General features: G+C 63.0%; 10 protein-coding genes. 7 read left to right on the plus strand and 3 right to left on the minus strand.

Annotated elements, in window-relative coordinates; translation table 11 throughout:
- The first annotated feature begins 344 nt into the window (after positions 1–344).
- Both scpB and rluB read left to right on the plus strand, forming a co-directional pair.
- On the plus strand, positions 345–1343 hold the full coding sequence (scpB, locus tag P3T25_RS22265) for an SMC-Scp complex subunit ScpB (protein WP_429358962.1): 999 nt from the start codon (positions 345–347) through the stop codon (positions 1341–1343).
- Between the two features lie 64 nt (positions 1344–1407).
- Entirely contained in the window at positions 1408–3303 is a 1896-nt protein-coding gene (gene rluB, locus P3T25_RS22270; protein WP_429358963.1) for a 23S rRNA pseudouridine(2605) synthase RluB, read from the plus strand.
- Here rluB and P3T25_RS22275 read toward each other — a convergent pair.
- Positions 3300–3638 carry a hypothetical protein gene (locus P3T25_RS22275; protein ID WP_429358964.1) on the minus strand — a complete coding sequence of 113 codons (339 nt, stop codon included), beginning with the start codon at positions 3636–3638 and terminating at the stop codon, positions 3300–3302. The two genes, rluB and P3T25_RS22275, sit on opposite strands and share 4 nt — an antisense overlap.
- A 186-nt stretch (positions 3639–3824) precedes the next feature.
- Here P3T25_RS22275 and rimP point away from each other — a divergent pair, with 186 nt between their 5' ends.
- From rimP to truB, 5 genes are all read left to right on the plus strand, one after another.
- Entirely contained in the window at positions 3825–4283 is a 459-nt protein-coding gene (gene rimP / locus P3T25_RS22280) for a ribosome maturation factor RimP (RefSeq protein WP_028199738.1), read from the plus strand.
- The gene (nusA, locus tag P3T25_RS22285; protein ID WP_429358965.1) at positions 4280–5755 is read left to right on the plus strand and encodes a transcription termination factor NusA; all 1476 of its coding nucleotides are present in this window, start codon (positions 4280–4282) and stop codon (positions 5753–5755) included. The genes rimP and nusA overlap by 4 nt, the downstream gene beginning before the upstream one ends.
- A 94-nt stretch (positions 5756–5849) precedes the next feature.
- Positions 5850–8813 carry a translation initiation factor IF-2 gene (gene infB, locus P3T25_RS22290; RefSeq protein ID WP_266258079.1) on the plus strand — a complete coding sequence of 988 codons (2964 nt, stop codon included), beginning with the start codon at positions 5850–5852 and terminating at the stop codon, positions 8811–8813.
- 204 nt (positions 8814–9017) lie between these two features.
- Entirely contained in the window at positions 9018–9383 is a 366-nt protein-coding gene (rbfA, locus tag P3T25_RS22295) for a 30S ribosome-binding factor RbfA (RefSeq protein ID WP_028199735.1), read from the plus strand.
- A 92-nt stretch (positions 9384–9475) separates the two neighbouring features.
- Entirely contained in the window at positions 9476–10411 is a 936-nt protein-coding gene (gene truB / locus P3T25_RS22300; protein WP_154565237.1) for a tRNA pseudouridine(55) synthase TruB, read from the plus strand.
- Positions 10412–10532: 121 nt separating this feature from the next.
- Here the strand turns inward: truB and P3T25_RS22305 are convergent, their stop codons facing one another.
- Together P3T25_RS22305 and P3T25_RS22310 are read right to left on the minus strand one after the other, a co-directional pair.
- A complete protein-coding gene (locus tag P3T25_RS22305; RefSeq protein WP_154565236.1) occupies positions 10533–12095 on the minus strand; it encodes a DHA2 family efflux MFS transporter permease subunit in 1563 nt (520 codons plus the stop codon).
- A 31-nt stretch (positions 12096–12126) separates the two neighbouring features.
- Entirely contained in the window at positions 12127–13398 is a 1272-nt protein-coding gene (locus P3T25_RS22310) for an EmrA/EmrK family multidrug efflux transporter periplasmic adaptor subunit (RefSeq protein ID WP_171926860.1), read from the minus strand.
- Positions 13399–13443: the final 45 nt, after the last annotated feature.

Consider the following 13443-nt stretch of genomic DNA (forward strand, 5'->3'; position numbering starts at 1 on the left):
CTGAAGGGCCCATGAGGGCCCAATTAAGGGCCGATTTCAGTCCGATTCTCGTGCATTTCCGCCTGGTTTTCCGCGAAAGCAAGCAGCTTGGGGCGCCGCTGAAAAATGCGCCGGGGATTTCGTCTTTACGCACTGGTTGTTTTTGCGTAATATGGCGCTCAGTCACGCGATTCCTTTCAGGAATATCGCTGCTCCGTCCGGCTGGGTTTGGCTCGATTGCCTGTTTCGCCTCCCCCCGGTGCGTGCTCCCATCAATATGACCGATCAGAATCGGGCGAGCGCGTCTTCAGTTCCACATCGTCTGTTTGATCCGGTTCTTTGACCACAGGGTCTGACCTAGCTGCATGAATACCCAAGAGGCGAAGATCGTCCTCGAGACTGCCTTGATCTGCGCGCAGGAGCCGTTAAAGCTCGTCGATTTGCGCAAGCTCTTTGCCGACGGCGTGTCGGCAGACACTGTTCGGAATTTGCTCGAAGACCTGAAGCAGGATTGGTCTGGGCGCGGTGTGGAGCTGGTCGGGCTGGCGTCGGGCTGGCGATTTCAAAGCAAGCCCGCGATGCGTTCGTACCTGGATCGTTTGCATCCTGAGAAGCCGCCGAAATATTCGCGCGCGGTGCTCGAGACGCTCGCGATCATTGCGTACAGGCAACCGGTCACGCGCGGCGATATCGAAGAGATTCGCGGCGTCACGGTGAATACGCAGGTCGTCAAGCAACTCGAGGATCGCGGCTGGATCGAGGTGATCGGCCATCGTGATGTGCCGGGCCGCCCAGCGCTGTACGCGACGACGCGGCAATTTCTCGACGACCTCGGTTTGAAGGCGCTCGACGAATTGCCGCCCCTCGCGGATCCGTCGGCGCAGTTGAACGCGGATCTGCTCGGTCAGCATGCGATCGAATTTTCCGAGGCCGCGACTGTACAGGCGTTGGCTTCGGATGAAGAGAGCCCGCTCGAAGGGCCGTCGGAATCTGCCGTTGGCGAGGCAGGTGCTGAAGCAGGCGAGGCAGTTGAACTTGCCGAGGCAAGGCATGATCCGGCGGATGCCGCGCCGGCGCCCGAGTCGCATCAGGACGCTGCTGCAGCTCCGAACAGGCAAGAACATGTCGAAGCAGCGAACTTTGAACCGCAGGCCGGCGTCGCCGAGCCTGCACTGAATCACGATCCGGTCTCCCAGGCCGATCCGGCAATACCCGCGCACGACTCGGGCGTACTCCGCGATACGGAGCACGCCGCCGAGCCGAACCCGACCACGGCGGCGCACGGCGATCTTGAGGATCGCCGCGATGCCGCACAGGACGCAGGCATTCTGACCGACGACGAACCCGAGTCGCGCAGCGCCTGACGTAACCGAACTTTTTTTGCCGCGCCCGCAATGGGCGCGCGCGACCTGACATTTTGAGGTTGTTTTGACACATACCCACGACACCGATTCGTCCGAATCCGAGCGCGCCGTGCCGTCGGCACGCGCCGACGAAGCGCGTACCACGCAAGCGTCGGCAGGCGAGGGCGAGCGCCCGGCGCCGGCCACGGAAGCAGACGGTGAAGACCGTCCGCGCCGCGGCCTGCGTCGCGGACCGCGTAGCCTGATCGCGCGGCGCCGCGCCGGAGCGAAGACGAAGGGCGCCGAAGGCGCGCCCGCGCAAGGAGCTCCGGTCGTCACCGAAACGCCGCCGGACGGCGAGGTGGTCGCGCAAGTGCGCATGCCGCGCAAGGATGGTGGCGCCAAGGGCCAAGGCCCGCGCCGCAATGCGGGCGGCGCGAAGCGCGAGGGTGGTCAGCGTGAAGGTGCGCCCCGCGAGGGCGGCCCTCGCGAAGGCGGGCGCGGCGAGCGTCAGCCGCGCGAAGGCGGTCAGCGTCAGAATCGCCGTGGCGCCGAAGCGCCGGTGGAAATCGCAGCCGAAGCGAACCCGGACGATCTGTTCTCGTACGTCACGTCGCCCGCATTCGATGCGGACAACAGCGCCACCGGCGGCGTACGCGCCCCGATGCTGCGCCGTGGCAAGCCGGCCGCGCCCAAGCGCGTCCTGGCTGCGGACGACGACGCGCCGAAGCTGCACAAAGTGCTGGCCGAAGCCGGCATGGGTTCGCGCCGCGACATGGAAGAACTGATCGTCGCCGGCCGCGTGTCGGTGAACGGCGAGCCGGCTCACATCGGCCAGCGCATCATGCCGACCGACCAGGTCCGCATCAACGGCAAGCCGGTCAAGCGCAAGCTGGCCAACAAGCCGCCGCGTGTGCTGCTGTATCACAAACCGACCGGCGAAATCGTCAGCCACGCCGATCCGGAAGGCCGCCCGTCGGTGTTCGACAAGCTGCCGCCGATGAAAACCGCCAAGTGGCTCGCGGTCGGCCGCCTCGACTTCAACACCGAAGGTCTGCTGATGCTGACCACCTCGGGCGATCTGGCGAACCGTTTCATGCATCCGCGTTACAGCGTCGAGCGTGAATATGCGGTGCGCGTGGTGGGCGAGCTGGCGGAAGGCATGCGTCAGAAGCTGTTGCACGGCGTCGAGCTGGAAGACGGCCCGGCGAATTTCCTGCGCATCCGCGATGGCGGCGGCGAAGGCACCAATCATTGGTATCACGTCGCGCTCGCCGAAGGGCGTAATCGGGAAGTGCGCCGCATGTTCGAAGCAGCCGGCCTGATGGTCAGCCGCCTGATCCGCACGCGTCATGGCCCGATCTCGCTGCCGAAGGGCCTGAAGCGCGGTCGCTGGGAAGAACTCGAAGACAATCAGGTGCGCGCGCTGATGGCGTCGGTCGGTCTGAAGGCGCCGTCGGAAGAAAAGGGCGGCCGCAGAGAGGCACCGGAGCGCAAGCAGCCGGATCCGATGCAAACGTCGATGGGCTTCATTAGCCGCGAACCGGTACTGATGTCGCATGGCCGTTTCGACCAACAGCAGCCGCGCGGTCAAGGCCGTCGCGGTGCGGCGGGTGGCGGCTTCGGCGGTGGTTCGGCTGGTGGTTTTGGCGGTGGTAGCGGTGGCGGTTACGGCAACCGCGGCGCTGGCCGCAGCGCCGGCGGCTTCAGCGGCCCGATGGGCGGCGGCGGTGCGCCTGGTCCGCGTGGCGGCCGTGACGTCGATGGCAATCGCGCGCCGTCGGGTAATGGCAATCGTGCGGCTGGCGGCGGTAAGCGCGCTGGCGGCCCTGGCGGTGGCAATCCGGGCGGCGGCAGCCGCGGGCCAGCCGGCAATCGCGGCGGTAACGCCAACCGCGCCGGTGGCGGTGGCAACCCCAACGCGGCGGGTGGTGCCAATCGTGGTGGTGGAGCGCCGCGCGGCCGTTCGCGTGGCCGTTAAACGGCAAGCAACTTAAGCATGACGGTTGGCCGCTGATCGTTCATCAACGATTTACGCTTCGCCACCGTCAGAATCAATCGACGAGCGCCGCGGGTTTCATCTGATGCATAAAACCGCGGCGTGCGCATAAGTAGGGGCAGAGTTTCCTCGCCCTGCTTGTCCGGCGCAGGTCCGGGGTGGCGCAAGCCACCTTGCAAAAGGCCAGGCGCGCCGCCATATCGTTGAAAGATTCCCATGAAATCAAGCGGAAATGCGCTTCGTACGGCGTTCTGCGGTTTGCGTTTGTCCCGAAAAATGGCTACAATCGCGGAGTCGCTGGGCGTGCGGCTTTTCATGTGCGGCTCAGGTGCGACCACCGGTAATAAGATGATGGGCGTTTAGCCCATTTTTTTTTGCCGCGCAGTTCTAAGTGGTTCGGCATCTCGGGTAGCACGAACGTGCGCCGGCTTGGCGCGCGGCCCGCATTGGTGTTTGCAGACAAACCCGGCAGGTCTCGCCGCGCGAACATCTTAGAGGGCACTGTGCAACTGACGGAACTGATTGAAACCACGGTCGTGGGACTCGGCTACGAGCTCGTCGATCTCGAGCGCACCGGGCGCGGCATGTTGTGTATTTATATCGACCAGCCGGCCGGCATCGCGATCGAAGACTGCGAGAAAGTCACGCGTCAGCTCCAGCACGTTCTGACGGTCGAAAATATCGATTACGAGCGGCTTGAAGTGTCGTCGCCGGGTCTCGACCGCCCGCTGAAAAAACTGGCGGATTTTGAACGCTTCGCAGGCAGCGAAGTGGTAATCACATTGAAAAAGCCATTGGACGGACGGAAATCGTACCGGGGCATTCTGCATGCTCCGCAAGGCGAGACGATCGGTCTGGAATTTGAAGGGAAGGAAGGCGCCGCGATGCTCGATTTCACCGTCGCGGATATCGATAAGGCACGCCTCGTTCCGAAAGTTGACTTTAGGAGCCGCAAACAATGAGTCGCGAAGTGTTGATGCTGGTGGATGCGCTGGCACGCGAGAAGAACGTCGATAAAGACGTGGTATTTGCCGCGCTCGAGGCGGCCCTCGCTTCGGCCTCCAAGAAACTCTTCGAAGAAGACGCGGACATCCGCGTCCAGATCGACCGTGAAAGCGGCGAGCACGAAACGTTTCGCCGCTGGAAAGTGGTGCCGGACGAAGCTGGCCTGCAGGAGCCGGATCAGGAAATCCTGCTGTTCGAAGCACGCGAACAGAAGCCGGAAATCCAGCTCGACGAATACATCGAAGAACCGGTGCCGTCGATCGAATTCGGCCGTATCGGCGCACAGGCTGCCAAGCAGGTGATCCTGCAGAAGGTGCGCGACGCGGAACGCGAGCAGATCCTGAACGACTTCCTCGAGCGCGGCGAGCACATCATGACCGGCTCGGTGAAGCGCCTGGATAAGGGCAACTTCATCGTCGAAACCGGCCGTGTCGAAGCGCTGCTGCGCCGCGACCAGTTGATTCCGAAGGAAAATCTGCGCGTGGGCGACCGCGTGCGCGCCTATATCGCCAAGGTCGATCGCACCGCTCGCGGTCCGCAGATCGAACTGTCGCGTACGGCGCCCGAATTCCTGATGAAGCTGTTCGAAATGGAAGTGCCGGAAATCGAACAGGGCCTGCTGGAAATCAAGGCGGCGGCCCGCGATCCGGGCGTGCGCGCCAAGATCGGCGTGATCGCTTACGACAAGCGCATCGACCCGATCGGCACCTGCGTCGGTATCCGCGGTTCGCGTGTCCAGGCCGTGCGTAACGAGCTTGGTGGCGAAAACGTCGACATCGTGCTATGGTCGGAAGATCCCGCACAGTTTGTGATCGGCGCGCTCGCGCCGGCAGCCGTCCAGTCGATCGTCGTCGATGAAGAAAAGCATTCGATGGACGTCGTCGTAGACGAAAACGAACTGGCGGTCGCGATCGGCCGCAGCGGCCAGAACGTGCGTCTTGCCAGCGAACTCACCGGCTGGCAGATCAACATCATGACGCCGGACGAATCTGCGCAAAAGCAGAATCAGGAGCGCGGTGTACTGCGTGACCTGTTCATGGCGCGTCTCGATGTCGACGAAGAAGTTGCCGACATCCTGATCGACGAAGGCTTTACGAGCCTCGAAGAGATCGCTTATGTGCCGCTCAACGAGATGCTCGAAATCGAAGCATTCGACGAAGACACCGTTCACGAACTGCGTAATCGCTCGCGCGATGCGTTGTTGACGTTGGCGATCGCGAATGAAGAAAAGGTCGAGAATGTTGCACTCGACCTGAAGAGCGTGGACGGCATGGATGCCGACCTGCTCGCCAAGCTTGCCGAACATCAGATCCAGACGCGCGACGAACTCGCCGAGCTGGCTGTGGATGAACTGGTCGAGATGACCGGAATGGAAGAGGATGCCGCTAAGGCGTTGATCATGAAAGCACGTGAACATTGGTTCCAGTGAGAAATGACCATGGCGCACTAAATTGAACGCGGCCGTTAGGCCGCATGACAAGATGCTAACCGCAAGGAATCGGTCCTTGCATTAAGAGGAATGAATGGCGAGTAACAACGTAGCCCAATTTGCCGCGGAACTGAAAATGCCTGCAGGCGTGCTCCTTGAGCAGCTTCAGGCAGCAGGCGTCACTAAAGCGAGCGAAGACGACAGCTTGTCCGAAACGGACAAGGCGCGTCTGCTCGACCACTTGCGCAAGTCTCACGGCTCGACTGATGCGGACAAGCGCAAGATCACGCTGACGAAACGGCATACGTCGGAGATCAAGCAATCCGACGCGACGGGCAAAGCTCGCACCATTCAGGTCGAGGTGCGTAAGAAGCGCACTTTCGTCCGCCGCGACGAATCTGCCGCTGAAGGCGGGGATGCATCGAATCATGTGGCCGAAGCTGATGTAGACGATCTCGAACTCCAGCGTCGTGAAGAGGAAGCACGTCACGAAGCCGAGCTGCTCGAAAAGCAGGCTCAGGAGTTGAAGGCACGTCAGGAACAGCTCGAACGCGAAGAAGCCGAACGTCAGGCGCGCGAGCAGGCGGCTGAAGCCGAGCGTCGTCGTGCGGAAGAAGAAGCGGCGAAGAAGCGCGCGGCGGCTGCGGCCGAAGCGGCGGCTCGCGAACAGGCTCAAGCTGCCCAGCCGGCGCAGGCTGCCAAGGCGGCGGCGAAGGCTGAACCGGTCGCGGCCAAGGCTGCGGAACCGGTGGTTGCCAAGGAAAGCGAGCAGGACGACGAGCGTGCTGCGGCAGAACGCGCGGCACAACGCGAAGCAGCGAAGAAAGCGGAAGACGCAGCGCGTCAGGCCGCCGAGAAAACGCGCGCCGAGCAGGAAGAAGTCAGCAAGCGCCGTGCGGCGGCAGAAGCCGAAGCGCGTGCGATTCGCGAAATGATGAACACGCCGCGCAAGGCGCAGGTCAAGGCGCCGGAACCGGCGCCGAAGCCCGCTGAGCCGGCCAAGCCCGTGGAAGCCAAGGGCACGCTGCACAAGCCGGCGCGTCCGGCGGGTGAAGCACCGGCACGTCCGGCAGCCAAGAAACCGGCTGCTGCGGCTCCGGCTGCAACGACCACGCCGTCGGCTGGCGACAAGAAAAAGCCGGGCGGTGGCAAGGGCGGCTGGCAGGACGACGCAGCGAAGCGCCGCGGCATCAAAACGCGTGGCGACACGAGCGGCGGTGTCGATCGCGGTTGGCGCGGTGGCCCGAAGGGTCGCGGCAAGCATCAGGATCAGAACACCACGTTCCAGGCGCCGACCGAACCGATCGTGCGTGAAGTGCACGTGCCGGAAACCATCACGGTCGCCGATCTGGCGCACAAGATGGCGGTGAAGGCCTCGGAAGTCATCAAGTCGATGATGAAGCTCGGCCAGATGGTCACGATCAACCAGATGCTGGACCAGGAAACGGCGATGATCATCGTCGAGGAACTGGGCCACCACGCGGTTGCGGCCAAGCTGGACGATCCGGAAGCCATGCTGGTCGAAGGCGAAATCACGGACGCAGAAGCACTGCCGCGTCCGCCGGTCGTCACGGTCATGGGTCACGTCGACCACGGCAAGACCTCGCTGCTCGACTACATCCGCCGCGCCAAGGTTGCAGCGGGTGAAGCGGGCGGGATTACGCAGCACATCGGTGCGTATCACGTCGAAACGCCGCGCGGTGTCATCACGTTCCTCGATACGCCGGGCCACGAAGCATTTACGGCCATGCGTGCTCGCGGTGCGAAGGCAACCGACATCGTGATTCTGGTGGTGGCAGCCGACGACGGCGTGATGCCGCAAACGAAGGAAGCCATTGCCCACGCGAAGGCAGGCGGCGTGCCGCTCGTCGTCGCGATCAACAAGATCGACAAGCCGGATGCGAATCCGGAGCGCGTCAAGCAGGAACTCGTCGCGGAAGGCGTCGTGCCGGAAGAATACGGTGGCGATTCGCCGTTCGTGTCGGTGTCGGCTAAAACCGGCGCGGGCATCGACGACCTGCTCGAAAACGTGCTGCTGCAAGCCGAAGTGCTGGAACTGAAGGCACCGGTCGAAGCGCCGGCCAAGGGTCTCGTTATTGAAGCGAAACTCGATAAGGGTAAGGGTCCGGTTGCAACGATCCTGGTCCAGTCGGGTACGCTGAACCGCGGCGACGTGGTGCTGGCAGGTAGCGCTTACGGTCGCGTGCGAGCCATGCTCGACGAAACCGGCAAGCCGACCAAGTCGGCAGGCCCGTCGATCCCGGTCGAGATTCAAGGTCTGTCGGAAGTCCCGCAAGCTGGCGAAGAAGTCATCGTCATGCCGGACGACCGCAAGGCGCGTGAAGTCGCGTTGTTCCGTCAAGGCAAGTTCCGCGACGTCAAGCTGGCCAAGCAACAGGCCGCGAAGCTCGAGAACATGCTGGAACAGATGGGCGAAGGCGAAGTGGCGTACATGCCGCTCATCGTCAAGGCCGACGTGCAAGGTTCGCAGGAAGCGCTGGTGCAGTCGCTGCTGAAGCTGTCGACCGACGAAGTTCGTGTGCAGATCGTGCACGGCGCAGTCGGTGGCATCAGCGAGTCGGACGTCAACCTGGCTACGGCTTCGAAGGCGGTCATCATCGGCTTCAACACCCGTGCGGATGCACAGGCGCGCAAGCTGGCGGAAAGCAACGGCGTCGATATTCGCTACTACAACATCATCTATGACGCCGTGGATGAAGTGAAGGCTGCGATGTCGGGCATGCTGGCACCGGAGAAGCGCGAAGTCGTGACAGGTACGGTCGAAGTGCGTCAGGTCTTCAAGGTACCGAAGATCGGTGCGGTGGCCGGCTGTATGGTCACGGACGGTTTCGTCAAGCGCTCGTCGTCGGTCCGCGTGCTGCGCAACAACGTCGTCATCTTCACGGGCGAGCTCGATTCGCTCAAGCGCTTCAAGGACGACGTCAAGGAAGTCCGTCAGGGCTTCGAATGCGGTATGTCGATCAAGAACTTCAACGATATCGTCGAAGGCGATCAGTTCGAAGTCTTCGAGGTTACCGAAGTCGCGCGTACGCTGTAATTCACGCGGCATTGGCTCAACGGGCGGAGCGGGCTTAAGCGCCCGCTCCGCCCGTTGCCTTTGGGCCTCGCGCATTTTGTCGCGCATTGCGCCCCGCGGTGGCTTGAAGTTGCTATCAAGCCGCTCATTGCCGTCCGGGCAATTACCACCTCGGTTCGCGCGAACAACTTTTTTGGATCCGTCAGAACGGATCACACAAACACCATGCCTAAAAAACGTTCTTCTCCCAATCGCAACGTGCAGATCGCCGATCAGATCCAGCGCGACCTGTCCGAGCTGCTGCGCGAGGTCAAGGATCCGCGCATCGGCCTCGTCACCATTCAAAGTGTCGAGCTGACGCCCGACTACGCGCACGCGAAGGTCTACTTCACGACGCTGACCGGCGACCCGCAGCAGACGCTCGAAGCGCTCCAGCACGCGGCCGGCCATCTGCACAATCAGTTGTTCAAGCGCCTGCACATTCATACCGTGCCGACGCTGCATTTCCATTACGACCAGACGATCGAACGGGCCGTCGAAATGTCCCGTCTGATCGACGAGGCGAACGCCAATCGCGCGAAAGAAGACTGAGCGCGTTGTTATCCGCGTTCCGGGCTGCACTGCTTCAGTAGCAGTTCATTTAGCGCTGTTTCCGTACATTTCGAAGACCCTGTCTTTCTGACATGACCGCACCTCAACGCCCCCGCGTGCCACGTCGCGCGCTCGACGGCGTGCTGCTGCTCGACAAGCCGCTCGGCCTGTCGAGCAACGACGCGCTGATTCGCGCGAAGCGTCTCTACCTGGCCAAAAAGGCGGGCCACACCGGCACGCTCGATCCACTCGCCACAGGTCTTTTGCCGCTGTGTTTCGGCGAAGCGACCAAGTTTTCGCAAGACCTGCTCGAAGCCGACAAGACCTATGAGGCGACCATGCGCCTCGGTATTCGCACGACCACCGGAGACGCCGAAGGCGAAGCAATCGACACGCGCGACGTGACGTGCGATCAGGCCGCGGTAGAGGCGGCCATGCAGAAATTTCTCGGCGACATCGTCCAGGTCCCACCGATGTATTCGGCGCTCAAGCGCGACGGCAAGCCGCTATACGAATACGCGCGCGCCGGCCAGACGGTGGAGCGGGAAGGGCGTCAGGTGACGATTCACGCGCTCGACATGCTCGCCTGTGCGTTGCCCGACGTGACGTTTCGCGTGACGTGCAGCAAAGGCACGTATGTGCGCACGCTCGCCGAGGATATCGGCGAAGCGCTTGGTTGTGGTGCGCATCTGGTCGCGCTGCGGCGTACCGGCGTCGGCGCGCTGACGCTGGAGAATTCGGTGACGCTCGACGCGCTGTCCGATGCGACGGAGAGCGAGCGTGATACGTGGCTGCAACCGGTCGATGCATTGCTGTCGACGTTCCCGCTTGTCACACTGGACGAAGACGCGACCCGTCGCTTCCTGCACGGGCAGCGGCTGAAGCTCTCCGAGTTGACCATTGCCGGCGACGCGGTGAATGCGCCGCGCGTACGCGTGTATGCAGCGGACGGGCGTTTGCTTGGTGTCGCGAAGCAAGGCGAGGGTGTGCTGGCGCCGGAACGGCTTGTGGTCACAGCAGCGAGCTAGCGCGGAAGGTCAGCGCCGCCTCGTCAGCAGCAACAAAAAAGGCGGGACCGCTCACCAGCGGTCCCGCCTTTTTTCCATACAGCCCGCGTCTTAGCCCGCGTCGCGGACTAAGACCAGAACCTCAATGCGCCGCCGCAGCTGCCGCACCCGCATCACCACCGGCGCGTTCCGGCTTTGCCATCCAGATCAGCGCGATCAGCGCGACAAAGATCCCTGCCGATACAAAGAACAGATCGTTCACGCCCAACTGCGCGGCCTGCTGCGTAGCCATCGAATTGAACAGACCATATGCCTGCGGCTGACTGAAGCCCGCGGCACCCATCTGCCGGATCGACTGATCGAACACCGGGTTGTACGCGCTCGCCTGTTCGGCCAGTTGCGCATGATGCATGATGGTGCGGTGATCCCACGCGGTTTGGAAAATCGACGTGCCAATACCGCCGCACATGATCCGCACGAAATTCGACAAGCCCGACGCAGCCGGAATCCGGTTTCCCGGCAAACCCGACAGCGTAATCGACACCAGCGGGATGAAGAACCCGGCCATGCCGATCCCCTGAATCAACGTGGGCATGAGCAGCGAATAAGTATCGACGCCCGTCGTATAACGTGAGCGCATCCAGAAACACAGCGCGAACACGAGGAACGACAAGGTCGCGATGTAGCGCGGATCGGTACGCGGCAAGATCTTGCCGGTGATCGGCGACAGCAGCACGGCGAACACGCCGACCGGCGCCATCACGAGACCCGCTTCGGTGGCGGTGTAGCCGATATCGGTCTGCAGCCACAACGGCAACAACACGAGGTTGCCGAAGTAGAGCCCGTAGCCGATCGACAACGCAATCGTGCCGCTCGTGAAATTGCGCCGGCTGAAGAGCGACAGGTCGACCACGGGATGCTCGGCCGTCAATTCCCACACAATGAAGAACGCGAGCGAAATCACCGCGACCAGCGCAAGTACGACGATGGTGGTCGACGAGAACCAGTCGAGGTCCTTGCCCTTATCGAGCATCACCTGCAGCGAGCCGACCCAGAGGATCAGCAGGCCGAGACCGACGCCGTCGATCGGCGCCTTTTTGACGACCGAATCGCGGTTACGGAAGATCGTCCACGTCGCCACCGCGGCGATCGCGCCGACCGGAATGTTGACGTAGAAAATCCACGGCCACGAGATGTTGTCCGAGATCCAGCCGCCAAGAATCGGGCCGGCCACCGGCGCGATCAATGTGGTCATCGCCCACATCGATAAAGCCATCGGCGCCTTGGCGCGTGGGTAGCTCGCGAGCAGCAGCGTTTGCGATAGCGGAATCATCGGGCCGGCCACGGCGCCTTGCAGCACGCGCGAGGCCAGCAGGAACGGCAGGGTGGGGGCGAGACCGCACATCCACGACGAGATCACGAACAGGATGATCGACGCCATGAACAGGCGCACCTGGCCGATACGGTCGGTGAGCCAGCCGGTCAGCGGCACGGAGATCGCGTTCGCCACCGCGAACGACGTGATCACCCATGTGCCCTGGTCGGACGACACACCGAGGTCGCCCGAAATGGATGGGATCGACACGTTCGCAATCGACGTGTCGAGCACGTTCATGAACACGGCGAGCGACACCGCGATGGTGCCGATCACCAGTTGCGCGCCCTCGAGCGGCGGATGAGGGACTTGCGCCTGAGCCTGAGCCATTAATAAAACCTTCTATGAATCGTCGCGCCGCTTACATCAGCTTCGCGGCGGGCTTGGCAGCGCCGCCGGCTTGCGCCGACTTCTGCGAGCCGCCGTTCGGACCTGCATTCTCCGAAATGATGCGGGCGATTTCCGCATCCGCCTCATCGCCGTACTTGTCGAACACATTGGTCTGATAGACCGTGTTCGGCGCCTGGCCGAGCTGACCACCCTGGTCGTCCTTGATGCTCACGTCGGCTTGCATCGACAGGCCGATACGCAGCGGATGCTTTTCAAGTTCCTGCGGGTCGAGCGCGATCCGTACCGGCAGACGCTGGACCACCTTGATCCAGTTGCCGGTTGCGTTCTGCGCGGGCAGTAGCGAGAACGCCGAACCCGTACCCGCCGAGAAGCCGACCACCTTGCCGTGGTACACCACCGACGAACCGTACACGTCGGCCGTCAACTCGACCGGCTGGCCGATGCGCATGTGCTTCAGTTGCACTTCCTTGAAGTTCGCATCGACCCACACGCCGCCCAACGGCACGATAGCCATCAGCGGGGTGCCCGGCGAGACGCGCTGGCCGACCTGCACCGAGCGCTTCGCGACGTAGCCCGTGACCGGCGCCGGCAGGTTGTTACGGGCGTTGGCCAGATACGCGTCGCGCACCTTCGCGGCGGCAGCCTGCACGTTCGGGTGATTGGCGATCGTGGTGTTGGCGGTCAGCGCGCGGTTCGACGCCAGTTGTTGCTGGGCGGCGTCGACTGAGGCTTGCGCGCTCTTCACGGCATCGCGGGCGTGCGAGATTTCTTCGGCCGACACGGCGCCGGTTTGTGCGACCGTCAGGCGGCGCTTCAAGTCGTCCTGTGCGCGCGACAGATCGGACTGGCGCTGGGCAACTTGCGCCTGGTACTGGTTGTCGTCGGCGAACAGGCCGCGCACCTGGCGCACCGTCTGCGCGAGATTCGCTTCGGCTTGTTCGAGCGCGACGCGAGCGTCGGCCGGATCGAGCACGACGAGCGGGTCGCCGGCCTTCACAGTTTGCGTGTCGTCCGCGTTCACGGCGACAACCGTGCCGGTGACTTGCGGCGTGATCTGCACGACGTTGCCGTTCACGTACGCGTCGTCGGTGTCTTCATGGAAGCGTGCGTCGAGGAAGTAGTACAGGCCGTAGGCGACCGCGGCGATCAGGATCACGATGACGAGCAGCGTCATCATGCGCTTGCGTTTGCCGCTGTTCGCCGGCGGTTGTACCGGTTGCGTCGGCTGCGGGGCCGGCTGAGTCGGCTGTGTAGTAGCCGCGGGCTGTTGGGTGGTGCTCATTGATGTGCTCCGGGTTCTCTCAAGCGTCGTCGTTTATTCGGATGT

The sequence above is a fragment of the Paraburkholderia sp. GAS32 genome (assembly GCF_050434225.1).
GTDB lineage: Bacteria > Pseudomonadota > Gammaproteobacteria > Burkholderiales > Burkholderiaceae > Paraburkholderia > Paraburkholderia madseniana.